This window comes from Caenispirillum bisanense, from assembly GCF_900230255.1.
Lineage (GTDB): Bacteria > Pseudomonadota > Alphaproteobacteria > Rhodospirillales > Rhodospirillaceae > Caenispirillum > Caenispirillum bisanense_A.
Genome location: NZ_OCNJ01000001.1, coordinates 803,294 through 828,962, shown reverse-complemented (window position 1 = coordinate 828,962; position 25,669 = coordinate 803,294). Strand labels below are relative to the sequence as shown.

The following is a 25,669-nucleotide window of genomic DNA, read 5'->3' as shown; positions in this document are numbered from 1 at the left end:
CCCACCAAGGGAGATCCAAGAGAATGTCCAAGGTTTCGCTCGTGCTGGTGCCCGGGCTGCTCACCGACCGCGCGTTGTTCGCGCCGCAGATCGCGGCGCTGGCCGACGTCGCCGACATCACCGTCGCCGACGTGGTGAACGACGACAGCATGGAAGGCTTCGCCCGCCGCCTGCTGCACGATGCGCCGCAGCGCTTCGCCGTGTGTGGCCTGTCCATGGGCGGCTACATCGCGCAGGAAGTGATGCGCCAGGCGCCGGAGCGGGTGCTCGGCCTCGCCCTGCTCGACACCAACGCCCGCGCCGACCGCCCCGAGCAGCAGGAAGCCCGCCGCGAATTCGTGCGCCGCGCCGAGTCGGGTGACTTCATGGACGTGGTCGACGAGATGTACCCCATGCTGGTGGCGCCGAGCCGCCTCGAGGATGCCGACCTCAAGCACACCTGTGCCGAGATGGCGGCACGCGTCGGCGTCGTCGGCTTCGCCCGCCAGCAGACCGCCATCATCGACCGCAAGGACGGCCGCGGCGACTTGAAGGCCGTGGCGGTGCCGAGCCTGGTGCTGTGCGGCGCCGAGGACGCCATGACGCCGCCCAAGGTCCACCAGGAAATGGCCGACCAGCTGCAGGACGTCGAGTACGTCGTGATCGACGGCTGCGGCCACCTCGCCACCCTGGAAGCGCCCGAGGCGGTGAATACTGCCCTGCGGCAGTGGCTCGCCCGACTGTAGTCGGTCTGCAACCGCTGGACGTCCTGTCAATCGCCCTCGGCTTCCACCGTAAAGCCGGGGGTGATTTTTTTCTCTTCATGCGCTAAACCTTTGCGCAGGCGACGTTCACACGCTGGGTGAGGAAAGGGTTTTGGCGGCTGGCAACGGTCTCATGGGATTTCTGCGGCGTGGCGGCTCCAAGAAGGCCGGCGCGGCGGAGCAGGCTGCCAAGTCCGCGGAGCCATCCAAGAAGGACAGCGTCTTCAAGGCGCCGCGCCCGCCCTCCGGCCCGCAGGATCCGGCCTGGCCGAAGCCGCGCGTGCGGCTGATGGACCGCATGTGGGGCGTCGGCCACGTCCTGCCCGGCGGCGACGACCACGTGGTCGACCTGTTCCGCGTCTTCAGCCCCAACAACAGCATGTCCATGCTGCAGATCGGCGCCGGCCAGGGTGGCGACGGCCGCGCGCTGGCGCTGGCCTTCGGCGTCTGGGTCACCAGCATCGAGCAGTCGGAAGTGCTGGTCGAGTCGGGCATGCGGGAAAGTTACAAGCACGGCCTCGAAAAGAAGGCGCCGGTGGTGTCCTTCGTGCCCGAGCGCCTGAAGCTGCGCCCCAGCGGCTTCGACGTGGTGTTCTCGCGCCTCGGCATGCACACGCTGCCCGACAAGGACCTGACCATCACCCAGATGGCCGAGGGCTTGAAGCCCGGCGGCCAGATGCTGCTGATCGAGCTCATGCCGGGCGAGAAAGCCGACCCGCGCGTGCTGGAAGGATGGGCGGACCAGGAGCCGCAGCGCCCCTACCTGGTCTCCGGCCCCAAGATGGCCGAACTGATCCGCGGGCAGGACCTGGACCTGCGCGTGGTGCAGGACGTCAGCGCCGACTATCGCAAGATGGTGATGCTGGGCTTCGCCAAGTTCCTCGGCACCCTCAGCCGCAAGGAGCTGGAGGAAGACCGCGAACTCGGCCGCGCGCTGCTGAAGGAAGCGGAAATGTGGATGCGGCGCATGGCGCTCATCGACACCGGCGTGCTGCGCGTGGTGCGCTTCCACGCCATCGCCCCGCAGACCAAGCGGCGCAAGAAGCTGCCGACGGTCGAATAGGGCATCGTTTCCCCGTCGGAAACGAACATGTTCCGACGAGCCGGTTTATCAACCAGCCGTCGCCAATTACCTTGGGTCTCACGAACGAAATCCCGTCCGGAGACCCGAGACATGACCCTGCTGCACCTCGATTCGAGCCCGCTCGCCGGCGCTTCCGCCTCCCGCCGCCTCACCGCCGCCATCGTCGCCGCGGCGCAGGAGGCCAACCCCGCCCTCGCCGTGGTCTACCGCGATCTCGCCGCTGCGCCGCCGGCGCATCTGGGGGGTGACGCGCTCGCCCCGCGCGGCCTGCCGGCCGACCAGCTGACCGAGGCGCAGAAGGCCGAAGCCGCTGTCACCGAAGAGCTGATCGCGGAATTCCTCGCCGCCGACGTCGTCGTGGTCGGCGCGCCCATGTACAACTTCTCCATCCCGAGCCAGCTGAAGGCGTGGATCGATCGCGTCGCCGCCGCCGGCCGTACGTTCAAGTACACCGAGACCGGCCCGGTCGGCCTGTCCGGCGGCAAGACGGTGATCGTCGCCTCCACCCGCGGCGGGCTCTACAGCGAAGGCCCGGCATCGGCCATGGATCACCAGGAGTCGTACCTGAAGACGGTGTTCGCCTTCCTCGGCATCACCGACGTCCGATTCGTGCGGGCCGAGCGCCTCAGCCTGGGCGGCGACCAGCGGGCGCAGGCCATGGATGCGGCGCTGGCGGGCATCCAGGCCGTGCTGCCGGTGGCCGAGGCCGCCTGAGCGGCGCCCCACCCTGCCCCTCTCATGCTCGACGGCGGCGGTCGCCCCCAGGCACCGCCGCCGTCGGCATGGCGGGATGGCGCCGCGTCAGGCGTGCAGCGCCGCGTACTTCGCCTGCAGCGCCTGCGGGCTCTCGGCATGCGCCGGGTCCTTCACGATGCAGTCCACCGGACAGACGGCGATGCACTGCGGATCGGCATGGGCGCCGACGCATTCGGTGCAGCGCGCCGGATCGATCTCGAACACGACGTCACCGGCCGTGATGGCCGCATTGGGGCAGACTTCCGGACAGGCGCCGCAGTTGATGCAGCTGTCGTTGATGAGCAGGGCCATGGCCTCGCGACACTCCTTCTCGCTCTCGCAGCGCGGCGACCGTGCGGCCGCCGCCCGCGCCGGGAAGGCGTCAGGAAGCGAGCAGCAGGCGCCGCTTTTCCATGAGCCGGCCCCGGTCCTCCTGGACCGCGGGATTCGGCACGATGCATTCGGTGGGGCACAGCGCGGCGCACTGCGGCTCGTCATGGGCGCCGACACATTCCGTGCACTTCGCCGGGTCGATCCGATAGATCTCGCCGTCGAGCGCGATCGCCATGTTCGGGCACTCGTCGACGCATCCGCTGCAGCCGATGCAGTCCTCGCCGATCATCATCGCCATGGTAGCCACTCCGCACGTGCCCGGCATTGACAATTCGCAGAAAAACAAGGGTTTTCCGGGCCCCTCCACGGGCACAGTATAGACCGGCAAGTGCTGTCGGTGCGTTAGTGCTTTTGGTATAATGCCGCCGTTTGTGGGCATTACGGACGGCAGGTGCGCGGTCGGCTGTCGACAAAATCGTCTGCGAGTGAGAGTGCAGTGCAAAAACGCTCTTTCATCCCGACGGCAATTACGGTTATATGAGGATCAGGCGCCAGGATTGGCTGTGCCGGTAGCCCCCAGACCGATGCACCACGAAGGCCCCGCCCCGCGACGCGACCGGCTTGCCGCCGGCACCGGCGGGGGTGGGTGATCCTTCACGTCCCGGCGCTTCGTGAGAACGCAGACTGATGGGGATCACCTCGATGGCCTTGAATTCCGTCTCTATCGCCCTGACCGGCAGCGGCGGCGCCGGTGTCATGACGTCCGGCCAGGTGCTCGTCGACGCCGCCGCCAAGGCCGGCTGGTACGGCCTGATGGCACGCTCGCTCGGCCCGCAGATCCGCGGCGGCGAATCCGCCGCCCTGCTGCGGCTGTCGCCGTCGCCCGTGCAAGCCATGGACGACTGCTACGACCTGATGCTCGCCGTGGACTGGGGCAACATCGAACGCTTCGCGTCCGAAATCCCGTTGACGTCCAAGTCGATCATCATCACCGACCCCGAACAGGGCGACGTGCCGGCCATCATGCTGGCCAAGAACCCGATCGTCGTGCCGATCCCGCTGAAGGAGATCGCCGCCAGCGTGCCGCAGGGCCGCGTCAACATGGTGGCGCTCGGCATCGTCGCGGCGCTCGCCGGCGTGCCGGAGGAGTTCTGCATCGAGGTGCTGGCCGCCGCCCTGAAGAAGAAGGGGCCGGAGGCGCTGGAGACCTCCATCGCCGCCATGCGTGCCGGCGCCGCCCATGCCGACAAGGTGCAGGGCGTGCCCAAGCTCGACGCCGCGGTGAAGACCGACAAGGAACGCTGGTCCATCACCGGCAACGAGGCGACCGGCCTCGGCGTGCTGCGCGGCGGCGTGCGCTATGTCGCCGCCTACCCCATCACCCCGGCGACGGAAGTGCTGGAATACATGGCGCCGCAGCTGCCCAAGCTGGGCGGATGCCTGGTGCAGGCGGAGGACGAGCTGGCCTCCATCAACATGGTGATCGGCGGCAGCTTCGGCGGCGTGCCGGCCATGACCTCGACCTCCGGCCCCGGCCTCGCCCTGATGACGGAAGCCATCGGCCTCGCCGTCGCCTCGGAAACGCCGCTGGTGGTGGTGAACGTGCAGCGCGGCGGCCCGTCCACCGGCATCCCGACCAAGTCGGAACAGTCGGACCTCAACATCGCCGTCTACGGCCTGCACGGCGACGCGCCGCACATCGTGACGGCGCCGACCTCCATCGCCGACTGCCTGTTCACCGCGCAGTGGACCGTCTACCTGGCGGAAGCCATGCAGGCGCCGGCCATCCTGCTGAGCGACCAGGCCATGGGCCAGGCCCGCGCCATCATCGACCGGCCGGCCGACGTCGCCTTCATCGGCCAGCGCCTGAAGCCCGAGATGACCGACGGTGCCATCGACGAAGGCTACCTGCGCTACAAGGTCACCGCCGACGGCGTCTCGCCCATGGCGATCCCCGGCATGAAGGGCGGCGAGTACACCGCCGACGGCCTGGAACACAGCCCGCGCGGCACGCCCTCCACGCAGGCGCAGCACCACCAGGAACAGCTCGACAAGCGCGAGCGCAAGATCACCGGCTTCGATTACGGCAGCCACTGGGCCGAGATCGAGGGTGACGGCGAGATCGCCGTGGTCACCTGGGGATCGGTCACCGAACAGGTGCGCGAGGGCATCGACCGCGTCGCCGAGGCAGGCGGCCCGAAGGTGAAGCTGATCTCGCTGCGCCTCATCGCCCCGGCCCTGCCGGAGAAGATGGCGGCGGAGCTCGCCGGCGTCTCCAAGGTGCTGGTGGTGGAGCAGTGCCACGGCAAGCAGTTCACCAAGTACCTGAAGGCCAGCTACACGCTGCCGCCGGTGGTGCAGACGCTCAACCGCCCCGGCCCGCTCGCCATCCGCCCGTACGAAGTCGTCGCCGCGCTGAATGCGCTGGCCGCGACGTCCGCCTGAGACCGGAGGACACACCCATGAACATCCAGGCTCCGATCAAGACGGAACTGACGTTTGCCGACTACAAGTCCGACCTGAAGCCCGTGTGGTGCCCCGGTTGCGGCGACTATTCGGTGCTGTCGGCCATCACCAAGGCGCTCGCCACCCTGCAGCTGCCGCGCGAGGACGTGGCGCTGATCTCGGGCATCGGCTGCTCGTCGCGCATCCCGGCCTACACGTCGGTCTACGGCTTCCACACCATCCACGGCCGCGCCCTGCCGGTCGCCACCGGCGTGAAGACCGCCCGCCCCGACCTGACCGTGCTGGTGGCCGGCGGTGACGGCGACGGCTTCTCCATCGGCGGCAACCACTTCCTGCACGCCTGCCGACGCAACGTCGACCTGACCTACATCGTCATGGACAACTCGGTCTACGGCATGACCAAGGGGCAGGCCTCGCCGACCACGGAAAGCGACTGGACCGGATCGAAGCTCACCCCGGAAGGGCCCGGCGTCGCCGAGTTCCAGCCGCTGGAAATCGCCCTGTCGGCCGGTGCGAACTTCATCGCCCGCGGCTTCTCCGGCAAGCCGAACGAGCTGGTGAAGCTGATCTGCGAGGGCATCAACCACCCCGGCTTCTCGCTCATCCACGTGCTCAGCCCCTGCATCACCTTCCGGCCCGAGCAGCGCGAATACAAGAGCATGGTGCACGACGGCTTCGGCGGCTTCGGCTTCGACGACGGCACCCCCGACCGGCGCGAGGCGTTCCGCCGCCTGATGGACGACGACGGCTACAGCTGCGGCGTCCTGTTCAAGGGCAACACGCCCGCCTTCAAGTCGCCCACCGCCGCGCCCGCCTCGCTCGCCGACATGGAAAGGAAGTTCGCCCTATGACCGGTTTCAAGGACATGACCGGCGTGCCGGAATTCCTGGCGCACGCCATCACCCTGGAGCAGGAAGCCGCCGTCCGCTTCGACGAGCTGGCGGGCATGCTCGAGGTCCACAACAACCACAAGGGCGTGGTGGACCTGTTCCGCAAGATGGCCCACTTCTCCCGCCTCCACCTGGCCGAGGCCAAGGAGCGGGCGGAAGGCGTCGACGTGCCGAAGCTGGCGCCGTGGGAGTTCAAGTGGCCGGGCGACGAAAGCCCCGAGTCCGGCACCATCGAGGACGCCCACTACCTGATGACGGCGCATCACGCGCTGACGCTGGCGCTCGCCAGCGAAACCCGCGGCTACGACTTCTACCAGGGCCTCGCCGACAAGGCGGCGGACGCCCAGGTGCGGGAGATGGCGCAGGAATTCGCCGACGAGGAAGCGGACCATGTGGCGACGCTGAAGGAGTGGCTGACGCGCTACCCCGAGCCCGAGTCCACCTGGAACGAGGACATGGACCCGCCGGTCTCGGTGGACTGAGCGGCGTCCCATAGCGTACAGGCGATGGCCGGTCCTCTCTCGCGGACCGGCCGGCCGAACGACGGGCGGCATCGGGGAAACCCGGTGCCGCCCGTGCGCTGTTCAGGCCCTGGACTCAGTGCTCGCGCCGGTTGGACGCCTGGGCGCCGAGGGCGGCGGACAGGCCGGCCAGCAGCAGCTTGCGGGCGCCGGCGCTGCGGCCGATGAGGAAGCCGGTCGCCACCGCCGCGGCGACGGCCATTTCCGGATTGCGGCGCAGCTGCTCCGATACCGTGATGCCGGCCATCTGCGCCTTGGCGGCGAGTGCCGCCATGGGATCGTCCGACGCCATGGCCGACGGCGGCGCACCGCGGGTGCGACCGGCGGCCGTGGGCGCCGGATGGGGCCGGACGGGCCGTTCGCCGGCCGCGCCGTGGCCGTGCGCCTCCTTGCCGCTCCCGCCGCCGAGCATCAGCACCACGAGGCCGAGCGCCAGCACAATGCCGGCGACGATGGCCATCGCCGCCCAGGCGTCGAGCAAGGTCGCCAGCCACAGGTACAGGGCGATGGTGCCGTAGATGAACCCGATGAGCAGGAAGATCGCCGCCACGATCTTGATGGCGATGCGGACGGCCGCCTCGACGGCGGCCTCCTGGGCGTTGTGGATGGCGACCTTGGCGCGTTCGCGCAGGGCCAGCAGGGCCATGAGCCGGGCGATCATGCGGTCCTCCCCTCCCCCCGCGCGATCACGAGCGGTCCAGGTCGAGCAGCTTGCCGATGGCGAGGCCGACGCCTAGGGCGATGAGCAGGCTGATGATGGGATTGCGGCTGACCTGGGTGCCCACCACTTCCTGCGCGTCGTGCGCATAGTGGCGGGCCTGCCCGTAGGCGCGCCGCATCTGGCGGGCGGACCGCCGGCGCCAGGCATCGGCACGATCCCCGGCTTCGGCGCCGTAATCGGCCAGCTGGTCGCGCAGGTCTTCGATCTGGCTGCGCAGGCGGTCGATCTCCACGCGGTCGGACATTCTGGCGTCTCCGTCGGCTGGGGTTTGACTGTCGTCGTGTGCGGGAGGATGTCCCTGCCGGTGAACGCGGCGCGGGTAAACCCCGTTGCGGAAGAGGCTAGAGCTCGTCGTAGAAGGCGCTGCGCCGCCACCGGTCGGCCACGTAGCCCACCAGCACCCGCACCACCGCGGCGACGGGCATGGCGAGCAGCGCGCCCACCAGCCCGAACAGGCTGCCGCCGACCAGCAGGGCGAACATCACCCACACCGGATGCAGCCGTACCCGCTCGCCGATGAGCCAGGGCGTCAGCACCGTCGTCTCCAGCACCTGCGAGGCGCCATAGACGGCGCAGACGGCGAACACCGGCCCCACCGTGTCGAACTGGATCAGCGCCGTGCCGAGGGCGACGGCGAACATGGTGAGGTTGCCGATCACCGGCACCAGCGCCGCGAGGCCGGTCATGATGCCGATGAGCAACCCGAAATCGAGGCCGATGAGGGTCAGGCCGGCGGCATGCAGCGCCCCTTGTGCCAGCACGATGAGCAGATGCCCGCGGATGTAGGCGCCGAGCTGGACCTGCATGTCGCCCAGCATCTCGCGCAGGGTCGGCGCCGAGCGGCGCGGCAGCAGGCGGTCGCCGCTGCGCAGCACGCGCGGCCAGTCGGCCAGCAGATAGGCGGTGATGAAGGGCGTCACCACCACCAGCAGCAGCATGGAAACGGCGCTGAGCCCATAGGACACGACGCTCTCGACGTAATGCCGCGTCGGCATGATGGCGCCGGCGATCTGGGCCTTGAGGTCCTCCCGCGACGGCAGGTCGATGGTATCGCCGACCCGGTGGTGGAGGTCGGAATAGGCCTGCGACAGCATGGACGGCAGTTCCGTCGACAGGGCGTCCAGCTCGCGCAGCAGCAGCGGCAGCAGGCCGCCGACGACCGCCGCCATGGCCAGCACCACCACCAGCGTCACCACCGCCGCCGCCGGTCCGCGCGGCACGCCCCAGGCGACCAGCCGCTGCACCACCGGGTGCAGCAGCACGGCGAGCAGGCCGCCGACCACGAAGGGCAGCAGCGCCGTCCCCAGCAGCCACAGCACCACGGCCAGCAGCACCAGGACCGCCGGCGCCAGCAACAGCCGCAGCAGGTGGCGCTGCCGCCGCACGGGATCGTCGACGGGCGCCCTGTGCGGGGCGTCGGCAGGCGCCCTGTGCGGGGCGTCGGCGGGCGCCCTGTGCGGGCGATGCGACGCCGCGGGCGTGTGCGGCCGCGGGCTGATCACGACCCCTCCATGGTTGTTGAACGGTCTGGCAGGGGACCAACGGCCGGATGCGGCCTCAGGCTCGCGGCTGCATGAACCACACGGCGATGGTGATGGAGGCGGCATAGCCGACCCACACCGCATAGGGCAGCAGCAACAGCGCCGCGGTGCGCGAGTGATCGAGGAAGGCGCGCGTGGTGGCGAGGATCAGCAGCAGCAGCACGACGATGTCGAACGCCGCCCAGCCGAACGCCTGGAAGGCGAAGAACAGCACCGGCCACAGCACGTTGACCACCAGCTGCACGAAGAACAGCCCGAGGCCGACGGCGGCGCCGCGCAGGCCCGCCTGCCGCCACACCAGCCAGGCGGCGATGCCCATCATGGCGTAGAGCACGGTCCACACCGGCCCGAACACCCAGTCGGGCGGCGTCCAGAAGGGCTTGGGCAGCGTCTGGTACCACGGCCCCATGCCGAGCGAGGTGGCGAGGCCGCCGACGATCATGGCGACGAACACCACGCCGAGGAAGGCGGCGAGGCCGACGAGGCTGCGGCGGCGATGGCGCGGATTGGGCTCGCTCATGGCGGCGCCGGCCCTACGGCCGTGCCGACTTGGTGGTGCGCGGCCCGAACAGCAGCCACACCAGGAAGCCGAGCAACGGGAACAGCAGGATGAACAGGATCCACAGCACCTTGGCGCCGGTGCCGCGATCGGACCCGAAGACGTTGACGATCGCCCAGATGTCGGCGATCAGCAGCAGCAATCCGAAAAAGCCGCCGATTTCCATCATTTCCATCCGCTCCTCCTGCCATGCCCACCCGTTCACGTAGGACGGGTTCCCTGCTTCCGCAACGCGAGGTCGCGACGGACAGTTCGCACGGGGCGGGAAGAACGGGGCCGGCCGGCGCCGCCGCGTCAGCCCTCCACGTCGACCAGCAGGCCGGGCGTCATGTCCCAGCCGTGGCGCGAGAGAGTCATGGTCGGCGTCACCGTGAAGCCGTCGCCGTCGCGGTCCCAGGTCCAGCGGCCGCTGGCCTCCACGGTCACGCCGTGCTCCGTGTAGGTGTAGTCGCGCGACGAAAAGGTGCGGCGCACGGCGTATTCCAGCACCATGTCGCCCTCGCTGGTGCGGGCGATGTCCAGGTGATGGACGCCGTTCTCCAGCAGCCACTCCCGCGACCGTTCCGCCATGCTCGCCGCGATGGCGTCGAGGTCGATCTGCGCCCGCATGCGGCCGTCGCCCTCGGCTGCTGCGGGCTGGTCCTGCTCGGACGTGGCCGGCGGCGACGCCAGCGTCCAGCCGCCGAAGACCGACCCGGCGTACATGCGCAGGTGGTGTTCCAGCATCTGGTTGAAGAGGTCCGCCTGCTGACGCGCCCCTGCCCGCGCCTGCTCTGGCGTGGCGTTGCTGCCGATGACCATGATGTTGCCGCCGATGCGGACCGTGCCGTCCCACGGGCGGCCGGACTGGGCATGAACGCGGATGCCGGCGACCACCGCGTCGCGCGACGACTCCGTCGCCTCCACATAGGCGAAGGCGGTGGCGACCGCCCCGCCGGCGGCGGCGGCCGCGGCGGCGCGTTCCCCTTCCGGCAGGTCGTAGATCGCCGCCAGATGGTCGTACATGTTGCCCTTGAGCCGCGGACGGTCCGTCGGCAGGCGGTCGACCGATACCGCCGACGCCCGCTCGTGCACCCGCTGCCCCGGCGTGTCGCTCGCCTTCATGCCGGCGAACAGGCTGAAGATGTCGCGCTGGGTCAGGCTGGCGACACCGGTCGGGACGTGGACGGACATGGCGGCCTCCTCAGGCGGTGGCGGTGCGGACGGCGGGGAGACGGCCGCCGGCCGGGCGCGGCAGGCCGCAGCCGACGTGGACACGCCGCAGGTGATCCACCACGGCGGCCATTTCGGCCCGGCGCAGCAGCAGGCGGCGCCCCAGGCGATCGCGGCGGGGCGGTTGCGCCACCAGATCCCGGACGCGGTCCTCCGCCCCCTCGGGCGACAGCACCAGGGCGCGGCAGAGGTCGCCGGGACCGACGGCGGCCTCGCCCATTCCGTGACGGCCGTTGGTCACGACCAGGGCGTCCACCGGCAGGGCGGCGGCGAAGACCGCCGGCAGCAGACGGCCGTGCAGCAGGCTGGCGGCCCGCGCGGCCAGATGTGCCCGCAGGGCTTCCGCCTGGCGGCGCACGGCGACGAGGGCGTGGCAGGGTTCGGCCAGGACCGGCCCATGCGCCGCCCCGGTCAGGCATCCCAGTCCCGCCGCGGCGGTCGGGTGCAGCACGACGAGGCCGCGGCGATGCACCACCACCGTCCCCAGGCGTTCCACCCGCCCGCCCGCCGGCAACCCGACGCAAGGCAGCACCCGCACGTCCGGCATGTCGGCCAGAGCCCGACGCAGCCCGGCCCCGAGGGTGTCGTCCTCGGCGCCGGCGAGCCAGGCATCGGGCGTCACGTCCCGGATCGTCATCGCCATGTGCATCCCGCCCCTCCTCCCCAGGAGACAATCGCACACAGACACTATTACCAGAGCACATGGAGCGCAATACAACTTACGTCAGAAAGACCCTCGGATCGGCCCCTGCCACGGCGGGCGCAACCGCTTTCGTGGTAGCGGCGTTTCCCTGCCGCGGATTCTTCACGCCCCATGGGGGTGACCCGCAGCGCCGAATGGGGCTATCATCACCAGTAGCGGCGATTGAGCCGGCAGGAAATTCTTCGCGTTCCGGAGGTACTGCATGACGTCCGCCGTCGGGCCCCGTGGGCCGCGCATCTACAATCTGTTCCCGCTGCTCGCCGGTCCGGTACACGACTGGCAGCGGCATCTGCCGCGCATCGCCCAGATGGGGTTCAACTGGATTTACGTGAACCCGTTCCATTTCCCGGGATTTTCGGGCTCGCTCTACGCGGTGAAGGACTACTACCGCCTGAACCCCATGCTGCGCGGCAATGCCTACGAGGCCGACGACGCGCTGCTGCGGAGCTTCTGCGACTCCGCCGCCAAGCTCGGGCTGAAGGTGATGATGGATCTCGTCATCAACCACACCTCCAAGGACAGCGAGCTGGCCGCCCAGCACCCCGAGTTCTTCGCCCGCGAGGACGATGGCAGCCTGAAGAGCCCGTCGGCCATCGACCCGGCCAATGCCGAGAACGTCACCGTCTGGGGCGACCTGGCGGAGATCGACTTCACGCCGCGCGACGAACTGGACGGCTTCATCCGCTACTTCCAGGACGTCGTACGGCACTACGTGAAGCTCGGCGTGCGGGGCTTCCGCTGCGATGCCGCCTACAAGGTGCCGGCCGACGTGTGGCTGGCGGTCAACCACGCCGCGCACGGCCTGAACCCCGACGTGCTGTTCTTCGCCGAGACGCTCGGCTGCCGCATCGACGAGGTGGAGGCGCTGCGCCCCGCCCGCTTCGACTACCTGTTCAATTCCGCCAAGTGGTGGGACTTCAAGGGCCCGTGGCTGCTGGAGCAGTACAACCGCTTCCGCGGCATCGCCCCGTCGGTGTCCTTCCCCGAGAGCCACGACACGCCGCGCCTGCGCCAGGACCTGGAAGACCGCGGCATCACCAGCCCGAAGCAGATCGAGCAGCATTACAAGTCGCTGTATCTGTTCACCGCCACCTTTGCCACCGGCGTCATGATGCCCATGGGCTTCGAATACGGCTTCAAGAGCCCGCTGCACGTGGTGGAGACGCGGCCCGAACACTGGGAGCAGCCACTTTTCGACATCTCCGACTACGTCTGGCGCGTCAATCAGATGCGGGCGCTGGTTCCGACCCTGAACCGCGAGGGTCCGCAGTACCAGGTGTGGTCGCCGACCGGCGTCACCGGCCTGTTGCGCAAGGACGCCGAGGGCCAGGACTGGAGCCTCGTGGTCGTCAATCCGGAACCGCGCGGCTCGTGGTCGCTGGCCGGCGACGGTTCCGACCCCATCGCCCGCATCGCCATGCGCGGGCACGAAGTGACGCCGGCCGGGCGCTGCGGCGCCGGCACCGGCGAGGACGGCCTGACCAGCAAGGCCGGCGAGATCCGCGTCTTCACCGGCGACGGCCCGACCGACTAGGAGCACCACATCCAAGCCGGCAACTTGGAGAGCGAAAGGAGTTTGCGCCTCATGGCCTATGACGCACCGCAGGGAACGCCGCACCGGATCGCCACCCCGCAGGACTTCGCGGCCCATGTCCGCAGCCGCTCCGTCGTCATCCAGAACGTCCGGCCGGAAATCGACGACGGCCGTTACGCCGTGAAGCGCGAGGTCGGCGATACGCTGGAGGTATCGGCCGAGGTGTTCAAGGAGGGCCACGGCCGCATCGCCGCGGTGCTGAAGGTCCGCCGCGCCAAGGACGCGCCCGACGCCTGGACCGAGCTCCCCATGACGCTCGTCAACCCCGGCCTGGACTGCTGGCAGGCCGGCGTGGTGCTGCCCGAGAACACGCGCTACTGCTACACCATCGAGGCGTGGGACGACGGCTGGGCCACCTGGAAGCACGACATCGGCAAGAAGCTGGAGGCGGGCCAGGTGGTCGACCTGGAACTGATTGAGGGCCGCACGCTGGTGGATGCCGCCCGCGGCCGCGCCGATGCCGCCGACGCCCAGGCTTTCGCGCTGCTCGTCCAGCGCGTCGACGCGGCGGCGACGGCCGAGGACAAGGCGGCCGTGCTGCTCGGGCGGCAGGCCGACGACCTGATGCGCCGCTGGCCGGACCGCTCCCGCTCGGTGTGCTACGACCGCACGCTGGAAGTCATGGTCGATCCCGTGCGCGCCCGATTCGCGGCGTGGTACGAGATGGCGCCGCGCAGCCAGGGCACCGATCCGACCAGAAGCAGCACCTTCGACGACTGCATCGCCCGCCTGCCCGAAATCCGCGAGATGGGCTTCGACGTCGTCTACCTGCTGCCCATCCACCCCATCGGCAAGCTGAATCGCAAGGGCAGGAACAACGCCGTCACCGCCCAGCCGGGCGATCCGGGCAGCCCCTACGCCATCGGCTCCGACGAGGGCGGCCACGACGCGATCCATCCCGACCTCGGCACCGAAGCCGACTTCCGCCGCTTCGTCGGCGAGGCGAAGAAGCTGGGGATGGAAGTCGCCATGGACATCGCCGTCCAATGCGCCCCCGACCACCCGTGGATCGCCCAGCACCCGGAGTGGTTCGAGTTCCGCCCCGACGGCACCATCCGCTACGCCGAGAACCCGCCGAAGAAGTACCAGGACATCGTCAACGTCAACTTCTACGGCGACCACCAGAAGGAACTGTGGGAGGAGATGCGCCGCATCTTCCGCCACTGGGTGGACTGCGGCGTCACCATCTTCCGCATCGACAACCCGCACACCAAGCCGGTGCCCTTCTGGGAATGGGTGATCCGCGAGATCAAGGACGAGCACCCGGAGGTGATCTTCCTGTCGGAGGCCTTCACCCGGCCGACCATGCTCAACATGCTCGCCAAGATCGGCTTCAGCCAGTCCTACACCTACTTCACCTGGCGCAATTTCCGCCACGAGCTGGAGCAGTACCTGACGGACCTGGTGATCGAGGGCGAGACGCGCGAATACCTGCGCCCCAACTTCTTCCCGACGACGCCCGACATCCTGCCGGAATACCTGCAGCGCGGCGGCCGGCCGGCCCACATGATCCGCCTGACGCTGGCGGCGACGCTGTCGTCGGTCTACGGCATGTACAACGGCTACGAGCTGATCGAGAACGCGCCGGTGCCGGGCAAGGAGGAGTTCCTGGACTCCGAGAAGTACCAGTACAAGGCGCGCGACTGGAACGCGCCCGGCAACATCCGCGACTTCGTCACCGACCTCAACCGCATCCGCACCGAGAACCCGGCCTTCCACGAGCTGACCAACCTGCGCTTCCACGGCAGTTCCGACCAGAACGTCATCTTCTACGGCAAGCGCAGCGCCGACGACGGCAACATCGTCTTCGTCGCCGTCAACCTCGACCCCTTCGAGCCGCACGGCGCCACCCTCACCTTCCCGCTGGAAGAGCTGGGCATCGGCCCCGACGACGCCTTCGCGGTGGAGGAACTGTTCTCGGGCACCCGCCGCCTGTGGCACGGGGCGGAGCATCACGTGACGCTCGACCCGGAAGCCAACCCCGCCATGATCTTCCGCGTCACCCGCTGGAAGACCGTCGACTACCACAGCCCCTGCTACTGAGGATGACCACCCGCCGCTGATCCGGCCGCCGGCGCCTGCCGCCGGTGGCCCTTCGACCGACCACGCCGCTACACTCGGGGAGACCGATGACCGACGACCCGCTCTGGTACAAGGATGCCATCATCTACCAGGCCCACGTGAAGGCCTTCTTCGATGCCGACGACGACGGCATCGGTGACTTCAAGGGCGTGACGGCGAAACTGGACTACATGGTCGACCTTGGGGTCACGGCGGTGTGGATCCTGCCGTTCTACCCGAGTCCGCTACGCGACGACGGCTACGACATCGCCGACTACAAGGCCGTCAACCCGCGCTACGGCACCATGAAGGACTTCCGCACCTTCGTGAAGGAAGCGCACAAGCGCGGCCTGAAGGTCATCACGGAACTGGTCATCAACCACACCTCCGACCAGCACCCGTGGTTCCAGAAGGCGCGCAACTCGCCCAAGGGCTCCAAGTGGCGCAACTTCTACGTCTGGTCCGACACCGACCAGAAGTACGACGGCACGCGCATCATCTTCCTCGATACCGAGCCGTCCAACTGGTCGTGGGACCCGGTGGCGAAGCAGTACTACTGGCACCGCTTCTTCAGCCATCAGCCGGACCTCAACTGGGACAACCCGGCGGTGTTCGACGAGATTACCAAGGTGATGAAGTTCTGGTTCGAGGCCGGCGTCGACGGCATGCGGCTGGACGCCATCCCCTACCTCATCGAGCGCGACGGAACCAACAACGAGAACCTGCCGGAGACCCATACCGTCATCAAGCGCCTGCGCGCCTGGGTGGACGAGCACTTCCCCGGCCGCATGTTCCTCGGCGAGGCCAACCAGTGGCCGGAAGACGTCCTGCCCTACTTCGGCGAGGGCGAAGGCGACGAGTGCAACATGGCCTTCCACTTCCCCCTGATGCCGCGCATGTACATGGCGCTGGCGCAGGAGGACCGCCTGCCCGTGACCGACATCATGCGCCAGACACCCGACATCCCGGCGACGGCGCAATGGGCCATCTTCCTGCGCAACCACGACGAACTGACGCTGGAGATGGTCACCGACCGCGAGCGCGACTACCTGTGGAACTTCTACGCCATGGACCCGCGCGCCCGCATCAACCTGGGCATCCGCCGCCGGCTCGCGCCGCTGGTCGACAACGACCGCCGCAAGATCGAGCTTCTGAACAGCATGCTCATGTCCATGCCGGGCACGCCGATCGTCTATTACGGCGACGAGATCGGCATGGGCGACAACATCTACCTAGGTGACCGCGACGGCGTGCGCACGCCCATGCAGTGGACCATGGACCGCAACGGCGGCTTCTCCAAGTCCGACCCGGCCAAGCTCTACCTGCCCTGCGTCATGGACCCGGTCTACGGCTACACCACGGTGAACGTGGAGGCGCAGTCGCGCAGCCAGTGGAGCCTGCTCAACTGGATGCGGCGGCTCATCAACGTGCGCAAGATGCACCAGAGCTTCGGGCGCGGCGAGATCAAGTTCCTCTATCCGGGCAACCGCAAGGTGCTGGCCTATCTGCGCGAGCACGAGGGCGAGTCCATCCTTTGCGTCTGCAACCTGAGCCGGGCGCCGCAGGCGGTGGAACTGGACCTGCGCGACTATGCGACGCGGGTGCCGATCGAGTTGATCGGCCGCTCGCCCTTCCCGCCCATCGGCGACCTGCCCTACCTGCTCACCCTGCCCGCCTACGGCTTCTACTGGTTCCTGCTGGCCGACGAGGCGGAGGCGCCGGGCTGGCACGTGGAAGCCGTGCAGGCCATGCCGGAACTGATGACCCTGGTGGTCGGCAACGACCTCGCCACCGTCACCCAGGGGCGCAACAAGGACATGGTGGAAAGCCAGATCCTGCGCGGCTTCCTGCCCAACCAAAGGTGGTTCGCCGCCAAGGGCGAGGAAATCACCGAGGTGACGGGGGCCGACCATGCCCTGCTGCGCCACCAGGACGCCCAGTTCCTGCTGCCCGTCTATACGGTCAACACCCGCAGCGGCAAGCCGGGCGACTACTTCCTGCCGCTGTCGGTGGCGTGGGAGACGCGCGCCGACGACCCGTTCCAGCGCCTCGCCCCCTTCAGCGTCGCCAAGGTGCGGCGCGGCCCGACCGTCGGCGCCCTGCACGACGCCACCGCCGACCCCGCCTTCACCCGCGCCATGGTCGAGTCCATGCTGGCCGGCAAGGAGGTGGAGACCGGCGCCGGCGGCAAGCTCAAGTTCGTGCCGACCGATACCGGCCGCACCATCGAGTTCGACCGCAGCGGCGAGATCCAGCGCCTGTCGCGCGAGCAGTCCAACACGTCGGTCGTGGTCGGCACGCAGATGGTCATGAAGATCCTGCGGCGCCTGGAACAGGGCATCCATCCCGAGATCGAGGTCGGCCGCTACCTGACCGACGTGGCCAAGTTCGAGCACATCCCGCCGCTCTACGGCTCGGTGGTGCTGGAGGATTCGGCGGGGCGGGAAACGGCGCTCGCCGTGCTGCAGGGCTTCGTCCGCAACCAGGGCGACGGCTGGGCCTATACGCTGGACTACCTCGACCGCGTCATGGAGGAGGCCGAACTGGCCTCGCCCGAGGCGGCCGAGGACGACACCGGCATGCACGAGTTCTTCCTGACGCTCGCCGGCACCCTCGGCACCCGCGTCGCCGAGATGCACAAGGCCTTCGCGCTGCAGTCCGACGACCCCGCCTTCACGCCCGAACCGGCGGCCGAAAAGGACTTCGCCGCCTGGGCCGAGGGCTTGCGCAAACAGGCCGACGAGGCCCGCCGCATGCTGGAACGGGCGCTGCCCGGCCTGGCCGACGACCTGCGGTCCGACGTGGAGCGCCTGTTCGCCCGGTGGGACGCCATCGACCGCCGCGTCGAGTCGCTGCGCGGCCTCACGCCCGCTGGCCTCGTGAAGACCCGCTTCCACGGCGACTTCCACCTGGGCCAGGTGCTCATGGCGCACAACGACTGGGTGTTCCTCGACTTCGAAGGCGAGCCGACGCGCAAGCTGGAGGAACGGCGGTCGAAGAACTCGGCGCTGAAGGACGTGGCCGGCATGCTGCGCTCGTTCAACTACGCCGGCTGGTCGGCCCTGCTGAAGCGGGCCGAGTACAACCCGCAGGCCATGGAGCGCATCGGCGGCTTCACCGCCGATTGGGAGGCCGCGACGGCCGCCGCCTTCCTGCTCGCCTACCGCGAGGGCATCGCCGGCTGCCCCGTTTGGCCCGACGACGGCGAGACGGCCGCAGCGCTGCTCGAAGCCTTTACACTCGAAAAGGCCCTATACGAAGTATGCTATGAAGTGGCGAACCGCCCAGACTGGCTGCGCATTCCGCTGCAAGGCGTGCTAAGGCTCGTCGACCCGGACCGCCCGGAGGAATGAGGGAGACAGAATGACCCAGGCCCTGACCGTCGACCGCCCCGCCATCGACTCCATCGTGCGCGGTGACCACGGCGACCCCTTCGCCGTCCTCGGCATGCACGGCGGCGGAGGCCGGCCCGTCGAGGTGCGCGTCTTCCTGCCGTGGGCCGAAAGCGTCACCGTCGTCGACCCGAGCGACGGCAGCGAATTCGCGCTCGAGCGCATCCACGACGGCGGCTTCTTCGCCGCCGCCCTGACGGGCCGGCGCGAACGCTTCCGCTACCGCCTGCGCGCCGCCCCGCGCGACGGCGGTGCGGCCGGCGAGTTCCACGACGTCTACGATTTCGGCTACGTGCTGGGCGAACTGGACGTCCACCTGCTGGCCGAGGGCAACCACCTGCGCGCCTTCGAACGGCTCGGCGCCCATCCCATGGAACTGGGCGGCGTCAAGGGCGTGTCCTTCGCCGTATGGGCGCCCAACGCCAAGCGGGTGTCCCTGGTCGGCCCGTTCAACGGCTGGGACGGCCGCGTCAACCCCATGCGCAAGCGCCAGGAATGCGGCGTGTGGGAGATCTTCATGCCGCACATGACGGTGGGGGAGATCTACAAGTTCGAGCTGCTCGACCCGCACGGCAACGTGCTGCCGCTCAAGCTCGACCCCTACGCCTTCCAGTGCGAGCACCCGCCGGCCACGGCCGCCGTCGTCCACGGCACGCCGGAGCTGGAATGGACCGACCACGACTGGATCGCCGAACGCGAGCGCGTGCTGAAGGACGGCGAGAGCCTCCACACGCCCATGACCATCTACGAGGTCCACCTGGGCAGCTGGAAGCGGCACGCCGACGGCAACCGCTACTTCACCTACCGCGAGATGGCCGACCAGCTGGTCGCCTATGTGAAGGACATGGGCTTCACCCACATCGAGGTGCTGCCGGTCCACGAGTTCCCCTTCGACGGCAGTTGGGGCTACCAGCCCATCGGCCTGTTCGCGCCCACCAGCCGCTTCGGCAGCCCGCGGGACTTCGCCTATTTCGTCGACGTCTGCCACCGCAATGGCATCGGCGTCATCATCGACTGGGTGCCCGGCCACTTCCCCACCGACGCCCATGGCCTCGGCTACTTCGACGGCACCCACCTCTACGAGCATGCCGACCCGCGCCAGGGCATGCACATGGACTGGAACACCCTGATCTACAACTACGGCCGCCGCGAGGTGCAGAACTTCCTGCTCGCCAACGCCCTGTTCTGGATCGAATACTTCCACATCGACGGGCTGCGCGTCGACGCCGTCGCCTCCATGCTCTACCTCGACTACTCGCGCGAGGAAGGGCAGTGGATCCCCAACCAGTACGGCGGCAACGAAAACCTGGAAGCCATCGCCTTCCTGCGCCGCCTGAACGAGCTGGTCTATACCCAGGGCCGCGGCGCCGTGACCCTGGCCGAGGAATCCACCGCCTGGCCCATGGTCAGCCGGCCGGTCTACCTCGGCGGCCTCGGCTTCGGGTTCAAGTGGAACATGGGCTGGATGCACGACACCCTGTCGTACATGAGCAAGGACCCCATCCACCGCCGCTATCACCACAACCAGATGACCTTCGGCCTGCTCTATGCCTTCAACGAGAACTTCGTGCTGCCGCTCAGCCACGACGAGGTGGTCCACGGCAAGGGCTCGCTGATCGGCAAGATGCCGGGCGACGACTGGCAGAAGTTCGCCAACCTGCGCGCCTATTTCGCCTTCATGTGGGGCCATCCGGGCAAGAAGCTGGTGTTCATGGGCGGCGAGTTCGGCCAGTGGGCCGAATGGAACCACGACAAGGGCCTCGACTGGCATCTGCTGGAGCAGCCGGGGCACGCGGGCGTGCAGCGCCTCATGCGCGACCTCAACCTGACGCTGAAGGCCATGCCGGGCCTGTGGCAGCGGGACTTCGACTGGACCGGCTTCGAGTGGGTGGACGCCTCCGACGTCGACAACTCCATCTTCTCGTTCCTGCGCCGCACGGGCGAGGACGACGAGCGGCCAGTGCTGGTGGTGTCCAACTTCACGCCGCGGCCGCACGACGGCTATCGCATCGGCGTGCCCTTCGGCGGCTACTGGAAGGCGCACATCAACTCCGACGCCGACATCTACGGCGGCTCCGGCATGGGCAACGGCGACGGCGTGATGGCCGAGCCGGTGGAACACCACGGCCGGCCCTACTCGCTGTGCCTGACCCTGCCGCCGCTGTCCACCCTGTGGTTCACGCCCCAGGGGTGAGGGTTCGGGGAGGGGCGGACGCCTCTCCCCCCTGCCCTCGTCGTGGGGGGTGTGGGTGACCGGCCGAGTGCGTCATGCCCGGCTTCCGCACCGCCTCCGCGCCAGGCATCCACGGCGTGCACGCCGCCCGCCGTGGAAGACGCCGCCAACAGTCGCCGGCGGAGACGCTCGTGGATGGCCGGGTCGAGCCCGGCCATGACAAGTTTCTCTGATTTTTCAGCTATCTATGTCATGCCCGGTCTTGAGCCGGGCATCCACGGCTCCCCTGCCGCCTGCCGTGGACAACGCCGCCAACGGCCGCCGCCGGTGACGCTCGTGGATGGCCGGATCAAGGCCGGCCATGACAATCCCACATATATTTCAACACCCTGCCGCCCCCCTACCGCTTCAACTCCTCGAACGGCAGGAAGTCCAGGACCATGCCCGGCGTGATCTCCGCCGGGTCCTCGGGCAGGGCGAGCAGGCCGTGGGAGGTCACCACGCTGCGCAGGATGCCCGAGCCCTCGCTGGGAAAGCGTTGGGCGACGGGCAGGCCGTCGTCGCCCGGCTCCAGGGTGGCGCGCAGCCATTCGCGGCGGCCGGGGCGCTTCTTGAAGGCGAAGCCGGCGCGCACGGGCACGGGGCGCGGCAGCACCTCGCGCAGGCCCATGCGCTTCAGGATCAGCGGCCGGGCGAACATCATGAAGGTGACGAAGACCGCCACCGGGTTGCCCGGCAGCCCGATGAAGGCCGCCTGCCCCACCCGGCCCACCGCCAGCGGCCGGCCGGGGCGGATGGCGACGCGCCAGAAGTCGAGCGTGCCCAACTCGCCCAGCACCGCCTTCACGTGGTCTTCCTCGCCGGTCGACACACCGCCCGAGGTGAGCACCACGTCGGCCTCCGCCGCCGCCTCCTGCAATACGGCGCGCAAGCGGGCGGGATCGTCGGGCAGGATGCCGAAGTCGCGCACCGTGCAGCCCATGTCGCGCAGCAAACCGATCAAAACATAGCGGTTGCTGTCGTAGATGGCGCCCGGCGGGGCGTCGGCGCCGGGGTCGCGGACCTCGTCGCCGGTGGAGAACACCGCCGCCCGCACCGTCCGATAGACCAGCGGCCGGGCGCAGCCGACGGAGGCCATGTAACCCACCTCCTGCGGCCGCAGGCGGGTGCCGGCGCCCAGGATGCACTGGCCGGCGACGATGTCCTCGCCCGCCCGGCGCAGGTTCTGGCCCGCCTTCTTCACCGGCGGCAGGACGACGCGGCCGTCCTCCTCGCGGCAAGGCTCCTGCGGAATGATGGTGTCCGCCTCGGCCGGCACCGGGGCGCCGGTGAAGATGCGCGCCGCCTCGCCCGGCGCCAGCGGGCGTTCCGGCACGTGGCCGGCGGGGATGCGCATCACCACCGGCAGCGTCGTCTCCGCCTCCGCCGACAGGTCGGCGAAGCGCACCGCGTAGCCGTCCACCGCCGAATTGTCGTGCGGCGGCACGTTGCGGTCGGAGATCACGTCTTCCGCCAGCACGCGGCCGTAGGCATCCGTCAGCGCCACCCGCTCCGTCTCCGCCGCCGGCTCGACCAGCGCCAGCAGGCGGGTGATGGCCTCGTCGGCGCGCAGCATGTCGGCGGAGGGGGCGAAGGCGTCGCGGCTCATGCGGCAGGGTCCTTGCGGTGCGGCAGGCCGATGCGGGCCAGGATGAAGTCGGCCACGGCCTCGGGGTCGTTGAGGTCGAGGCGCGGGCGGTCGAGCGCCGGAATCACCTCGTCGCTGGCCACCGCCACGATGGACGGGTCGCCGGGCCACAGGGGTTCCTTGCCGACGGTGGGGCGGTGGACCTCGATCTTGTCGTGGGGGTGGCGCTTGAAGCCCTCGATCAGCACCAGGTCGACCGCCGCCATGCGCGGCAGCAGGTCTTCCAGGGTCGGTTCCTCCTCGCCGCGCAGCTCGTGCATGAGCGCCCAGCGGGTGCCGGAGGTGACCAGCACTTCCGTGGCGCCGGCCTCGCGGTGGCGGTAGCTGTCCTTGCCCGGCTGGTCGACGTCGAACTTGTGGTGGGCGTGCTTGACGGTGGAGACGCGGAAGCCGCGCGCCGTCAGCGCCTGGACCAGGGCGATCATCAGGGTGGTCTTGCCGCTGTTGCTCCAGCCGGCGAGGCCGAAAATCTTCATGATGCGGAGGTGTCCTCGAGGGAAACGGAAGAAGCGGCGGAAAGCCCGAGACCATCGACCCAGGCCCACATGGCCGGCACTGTCGGCTCGATGAGGGTGCCGAGCCCGCCCGAGGCCTCCATCCAGGCATCCAGATAGCGGCGCGACACCAGCAGCAGCACCGGCACGCCGTCGCTCACGGCCCGGAAGATCTCGGGCGCCAGGCCCTCGCCGTCGGCCTCGGCTCCGGCGAACTTGTTGGCGATGAGCAGGTCGACGCCCTCCTCCAGCACCGCCCGCAGACGGGCCGAGGCATCGGCCAGGCCGCTCGGGTCGAGGCAGCAGGACGCCGAGCCGGAGCCCAGCGCCTGCGAGATGCGGAAGCGTTCGCCGCTGCCGGCGTCCACCAGTTCCATCAGGTTGGGGCCGTCGGGATTGCGCACCGTCTCCTGATACAGGCCGCCGATGCGGAAAGGCGCGCGCGCCATCAGCGCGCGGACGAAATCCGCGAACACGTCCTCGCCGTCCTGGCCGCGGTCGTGGACCACGACGCCGATGCGGACTTCCATGTCGTCGCTCATGGGCGCCTCCTCACACCGGCAGGATATGGGCATAGGGGATGAAGGACACCATGTCGCCGGGCAAGACGCCGGTGCAATCCTCGCGCAGGTCGACGAGCCCGTCGGACTGCACGAGCGACGACAGCACGTGCGGCTCCTGGCTCGGGAACAGGCGCACGACAGGCGATCCGCCGGAGCGGTCGAGGCTGGCGCGCACGAACTGGCGGCGCTTGTGCTTCTTCACGAAGGTGAAATCGGCCGGCAGCGGGTAGACCTCGGGGAACAGCGGTTCGGCCGTGGCACCCGACAGCCGCAGCACGACGGGACGCGCCACCACCATGAAGGTCGCCAGCGTCGACACCGGGTAGCCCGGCAGCCCGACGAAGGCCGCCTTGCCGACGGTGCCGAGGGTGGTCGGCTTGCCCGGCTTCACCGCCATGCGCCACACGTGCACCTGCCCGAGCGCCCGCACCGCCGCCACCACGTGATCCTCGCCGCCGACGGACACGCCGCCGGAGGTGACGATGAGATCCTGGGTCTCGCCGGCCGCCTTCAGCGCCGCCTCGGTGGCGTCGCGGCGGTCCGGCAGATGGCCGAGGTCGTTGGCCTCCACCCCGAGGGTCGCGAGCGCGGCCAGCAGGCCGTAACGGTTGCTGCCGTAGATCTGCGCCGGGCCGAGGGGATTGCCGGGCTCCACCAGTTCGTCGCCGGTGCCGAACACGCCGACCTTCAGGCGGCGGTAGACGGTCAGTTGCGCCACGCCGGCCGCCGCCGCCATGGCGACGTCCTGCGGCCGCAGGCGGCGGCCGGGCTGCACCACGACGCCGCCCTCGGCGAAGTCCTCGCCCACCTTGCGCACGAAGTTGCCGGCGGCGATGCCGGGCGGAATGGTCACGCGGTCACCGTCGACCGTGCAGTCTTCCTGCATCACCACCGCATCGGCGCCCGGCGGCAGGGGGGCGCCGGTGAAGATGCGCGCCGCCGCTCCCGCCGCCAACGGCTCGCCGGGCGCCTGGCCGGCGGCGTGGCGGCCGGTGATCGGCAACGTCGTCGGCGCGGCGGCGTTCAGGTCGGCGGAGCGGAGGCAGAAGCCGTCCATGGCCGCGTTGTCGAAGCGCGGGTTGCCGGTGCGGGCGTGCACGGGCTCGGCCAGCACGCGGCCGAGCGCCGCCGTCAGGCCCACCGTCTCGGTCGCCACCACGGGAAACAGGCGCCGTTCGAGCATCGCCAGCGCGTCGTCGAGGCGCAGCAGATCGTCCGGCGCCTTGAAGCAGTCGTTGAGGTCGCCCTGCATGGAAAGGACATCACCATCTCGTTGATCGGCAAGGATACTCCAGCGTCGTCGAGCAGGACAACGATGGAAACGTCCGGCCGCTCATCCGGCCGGTTCCGGCGCCTCGCGCGGTTCGGTCAGGTCGCCGGCCTCGGGCGCATCCAGCCGGTTGGCGCGCAGGTACTTGTAGGCGCCGGCCACGAACAAGCCGTCGAGCGTGGGGATGACGAAGGCCTTGTAGGCGGCCCAGGTGTCGGTCGGAAAGGCCCGCCACATGATCTCGTTCATCACCGCCAGCAGGGTCAGGAAGGCGACCAGGGCCAGCGTCAGGGTGCGCCACGCCTCGGTGCGGGCATGGGTGCCGGCGCCGAAGATCGCCTTCAGCGGCAGCTTCTTGACCGCCAGCGCGCCAGCCAGCACCAGGGCGCTGATGCCGTTGACCAGGGTCGGCTGCATCTTGATGAACTGGTCGTCGCGCCACCACAAGGTCATGCCGCCGAACAGCAGCGTCAGGCCGAGGCCGGCCAGCGGCATGACGGGAATGCGGCGCGTGCGGTACCACGACACCACCGTGGAGAGGGCGGCCGAGGCCATCAGGGCGATGGTACCGGCGTAGATTCCCCAGATCTTGGTGGCCGCGAAGAAGACGACGGCCGGCCCCAGTTCGAAAACCAGGCGAAGCGCCGCCTGGCGGATGTTCCACGACGTCTTGGCCACGCGGGCTCCTGTTCCTGCATCGGCTCAACTTCCATTGCAGCAGAACGACGCGCACCGGCCGGTGGTGCGGTGGAACAAGCCCTTCGACCGCCCGATACACCAAAAGGTCACAACACCTACCCCCTAGACAAAGGGCATGGTAGGACAGACCTAGGTATGACCTCACGCCAGCCGATCGCCGCATCGGCAGGCCAGCGGCAGCGCCAGCAAGAAGTCTATGATGTCGCCGGCGTAGTCTCTGCAGTGTCG

At 69.3% G+C, this 25,669-nt stretch carries 24 protein-coding genes; 10 read left to right on the top strand and 14 right to left on the bottom strand.

The window, feature by feature from the left end; genetic code table 11:
• The first annotated feature begins 23 nt into the window (after nucleotides 1-23).
• The 3 genes from CRP50_RS03915 (at nucleotide 24) to CRP50_RS03905 (ending at nucleotide 2,541) form a co-directional block, all read left to right on the top strand.
• A complete protein-coding gene (locus tag CRP50_RS03915) occupies nucleotides 24-725 on the top strand; it encodes an alpha/beta fold hydrolase (RefSeq protein WP_097277647.1) in 702 nt (233 codons plus the stop codon).
• Between the two features lie 151 nt (nucleotides 726-876).
• Nucleotides 877-1,806, top strand: a complete 930-nt coding sequence (locus tag CRP50_RS03910) for a class I SAM-dependent methyltransferase (protein WP_097277646.1) — start codon at nucleotides 877-879, stop codon at nucleotides 1,804-1,806.
• 111 nt (nucleotides 1,807-1,917) lie between these two features.
• The gene (locus CRP50_RS03905; protein ID WP_097277645.1) at nucleotides 1,918-2,541 is read left to right on the top strand and encodes an FMN-dependent NADH-azoreductase; all 624 of its coding nucleotides are present in this window, start codon (nucleotides 1,918-1,920) and stop codon (nucleotides 2,539-2,541) included.
• An 87-nt stretch (nucleotides 2,542-2,628) separates the two neighbouring features.
• On the opposite strand, the gene CRP50_RS03900 is transcribed toward CRP50_RS03905, so the two are convergent.
• Nucleotides 2,629-2,874: a YfhL family 4Fe-4S dicluster ferredoxin gene (locus tag CRP50_RS03900; RefSeq protein WP_097277644.1), complete on the bottom strand. Its 246-nt coding sequence runs from the start codon at nucleotides 2,872-2,874 to the stop codon at nucleotides 2,629-2,631.
• Nucleotides 2,875-2,944: 70 nt separating this feature from the next.
• Nucleotides 2,945-3,193 (bottom strand): YfhL family 4Fe-4S dicluster ferredoxin, encoded by a 249-nt coding sequence (locus CRP50_RS03895; RefSeq protein ID WP_097277643.1) that lies wholly within the window; start codon nucleotides 3,191-3,193, stop codon nucleotides 2,945-2,947.
• A gap of 389 nt (nucleotides 3,194-3,582) precedes the next feature.
• On the opposite strand from CRP50_RS03895, the gene CRP50_RS03890 reads away from it, so the two are divergent.
• From CRP50_RS03890 to CRP50_RS03880, 3 genes are read left to right on the top strand one after another with little or no spacing between them, the layout of a single operon-like run.
• Entirely contained in the window at nucleotides 3,583-5,340 is a 1,758-nt protein-coding gene (locus CRP50_RS03890; protein ID WP_245913349.1) for a 2-oxoacid:acceptor oxidoreductase subunit alpha, read from the top strand.
• A 17-nt stretch (nucleotides 5,341-5,357) separates the two neighbouring features.
• Nucleotides 5,358-6,212: a 2-oxoacid:ferredoxin oxidoreductase subunit beta gene (locus CRP50_RS03885; protein ID WP_097277641.1), complete on the top strand. Its 855-nt coding sequence runs from the start codon at nucleotides 5,358-5,360 to the stop codon at nucleotides 6,210-6,212.
• Nucleotides 6,209-6,733 carry a ferritin-like domain-containing protein gene (locus tag CRP50_RS03880; RefSeq protein ID WP_245913348.1) on the top strand — a complete coding sequence of 175 codons (525 nt, stop codon included), beginning with the start codon at nucleotides 6,209-6,211 and terminating at the stop codon, nucleotides 6,731-6,733. The genes CRP50_RS03885 and CRP50_RS03880 overlap by 4 nt, the downstream gene beginning before the upstream one ends.
• 115 nt (nucleotides 6,734-6,848) lie before the next feature.
• On the opposite strand, the gene CRP50_RS03875 is transcribed toward CRP50_RS03880, so the two are convergent.
• From CRP50_RS03875 to CRP50_RS03845, 7 genes are all read right to left on the bottom strand, one after another.
• Entirely contained in the window at nucleotides 6,849-7,433 is a 585-nt protein-coding gene (locus CRP50_RS03875; RefSeq protein ID WP_097277640.1) for a phage holin family protein, read from the bottom strand.
• A gap of 25 nt (nucleotides 7,434-7,458) precedes the next feature.
• Nucleotides 7,459-7,737, bottom strand: a complete 279-nt coding sequence (locus tag CRP50_RS03870) for a hypothetical protein (RefSeq protein WP_097277639.1) — start codon at nucleotides 7,735-7,737, stop codon at nucleotides 7,459-7,461.
• Nucleotides 7,738-7,834: 97 nt separating this feature from the next.
• On the bottom strand, nucleotides 7,835-8,878 hold the full coding sequence (locus tag CRP50_RS03865) for an AI-2E family transporter (protein WP_176525012.1): 1,044 nt from the start codon (nucleotides 8,876-8,878) through the stop codon (nucleotides 7,835-7,837).
• 172 nt (nucleotides 8,879-9,050) lie between these two features.
• Nucleotides 9,051-9,554 carry a TspO/MBR family protein gene (locus CRP50_RS03860; protein WP_097277637.1) on the bottom strand — a complete coding sequence of 168 codons (504 nt, stop codon included), beginning with the start codon at nucleotides 9,552-9,554 and terminating at the stop codon, nucleotides 9,051-9,053.
• A gap of 13 nt (nucleotides 9,555-9,567) precedes the next feature.
• A complete protein-coding gene (locus tag CRP50_RS03855; RefSeq protein ID WP_217991978.1) occupies nucleotides 9,568-9,768 on the bottom strand; it encodes a PLDc N-terminal domain-containing protein in 201 nt (66 codons plus the stop codon).
• Nucleotides 9,769-9,887: 119 nt separating this feature from the next.
• A complete protein-coding gene (locus CRP50_RS03850) occupies nucleotides 9,888-10,766 on the bottom strand; it encodes a hypothetical protein (RefSeq protein WP_097277636.1) in 879 nt (292 codons plus the stop codon).
• Between the two features lie 10 nt (nucleotides 10,767-10,776).
• Complete coding sequence (locus CRP50_RS03845) at nucleotides 10,777-11,448, bottom strand: hypothetical protein (RefSeq protein WP_141415058.1); 672 nt, start codon at nucleotides 11,446-11,448, stop codon at nucleotides 10,777-10,779.
• Between the two features lie 262 nt (nucleotides 11,449-11,710).
• Here CRP50_RS03845 and CRP50_RS25945 point away from each other — a divergent pair, with 262 nt between their 5' ends.
• From CRP50_RS25945 to glgB, 4 genes are all read left to right on the top strand, one after another.
• Nucleotides 11,711-13,042: an alpha-amylase family glycosyl hydrolase gene (locus tag CRP50_RS25945; RefSeq protein ID WP_097277634.1), complete on the top strand. Its 1,332-nt coding sequence runs from the start codon at nucleotides 11,711-11,713 to the stop codon at nucleotides 13,040-13,042.
• A 51-nt stretch (nucleotides 13,043-13,093) separates the two neighbouring features.
• Nucleotides 13,094-15,145 carry an alpha-1,4-glucan--maltose-1-phosphate maltosyltransferase gene (locus CRP50_RS25940; protein WP_097277633.1) on the top strand — a complete coding sequence of 684 codons (2,052 nt, stop codon included), beginning with the start codon at nucleotides 13,094-13,096 and terminating at the stop codon, nucleotides 15,143-15,145.
• 86 nt (nucleotides 15,146-15,231) lie between these two features.
• Nucleotides 15,232-18,516 (top strand): maltose alpha-D-glucosyltransferase, encoded by a 3,285-nt coding sequence (treS, locus tag CRP50_RS03830; RefSeq protein ID WP_097277632.1) that lies wholly within the window; start codon nucleotides 15,232-15,234, stop codon nucleotides 18,514-18,516.
• A 10-nt stretch (nucleotides 18,517-18,526) separates the two neighbouring features.
• Nucleotides 18,527-20,749 (top strand): 1,4-alpha-glucan branching protein GlgB, encoded by a 2,223-nt coding sequence (gene glgB, locus CRP50_RS03825; RefSeq protein WP_097277631.1) that lies wholly within the window; start codon nucleotides 18,527-18,529, stop codon nucleotides 20,747-20,749.
• A gap of 379 nt (nucleotides 20,750-21,128) precedes the next feature.
• Here glgB and glp (CRP50_RS03820) read toward each other — a convergent pair whose 3' ends face one another.
• The 5 genes from glp (CRP50_RS03820) to CRP50_RS03800 form a co-directional block, all read right to left on the bottom strand.
• Complete coding sequence (gene glp, locus CRP50_RS03820) at nucleotides 21,129-22,376, bottom strand: gephyrin-like molybdotransferase Glp (protein ID WP_097277630.1); 1,248 nt, start codon at nucleotides 22,374-22,376, stop codon at nucleotides 21,129-21,131.
• Complete coding sequence (gene mobB, locus CRP50_RS03815) at nucleotides 22,373-22,891, bottom strand: molybdopterin-guanine dinucleotide biosynthesis protein B (protein WP_097277629.1); 519 nt, start codon at nucleotides 22,889-22,891, stop codon at nucleotides 22,373-22,375. Before mobB ends, glp (CRP50_RS03820) begins: the two co-directional genes overlap by 4 nt.
• The gene (locus CRP50_RS03810) at nucleotides 22,888-23,451 is read right to left on the bottom strand and encodes a DUF2478 domain-containing protein (RefSeq protein WP_176525011.1); all 564 of its coding nucleotides are present in this window, start codon (nucleotides 23,449-23,451) and stop codon (nucleotides 22,888-22,890) included. The genes mobB and CRP50_RS03810 overlap by 4 nt, the downstream gene beginning before the upstream one ends.
• Nucleotides 23,452-23,461: 10 nt before the next feature.
• Entirely contained in the window at nucleotides 23,462-24,724 is a 1,263-nt protein-coding gene (gene glp / locus CRP50_RS03805) for a gephyrin-like molybdotransferase Glp (RefSeq protein ID WP_097277627.1), read from the bottom strand.
• Between the two features lie 81 nt (nucleotides 24,725-24,805).
• Complete coding sequence (locus tag CRP50_RS03800) at nucleotides 24,806-25,420, bottom strand: inner membrane-spanning protein YciB (protein ID WP_097277626.1); 615 nt, start codon at nucleotides 25,418-25,420, stop codon at nucleotides 24,806-24,808.
• Between the last annotated feature and the right edge of the window lie 249 nt (nucleotides 25,421-25,669).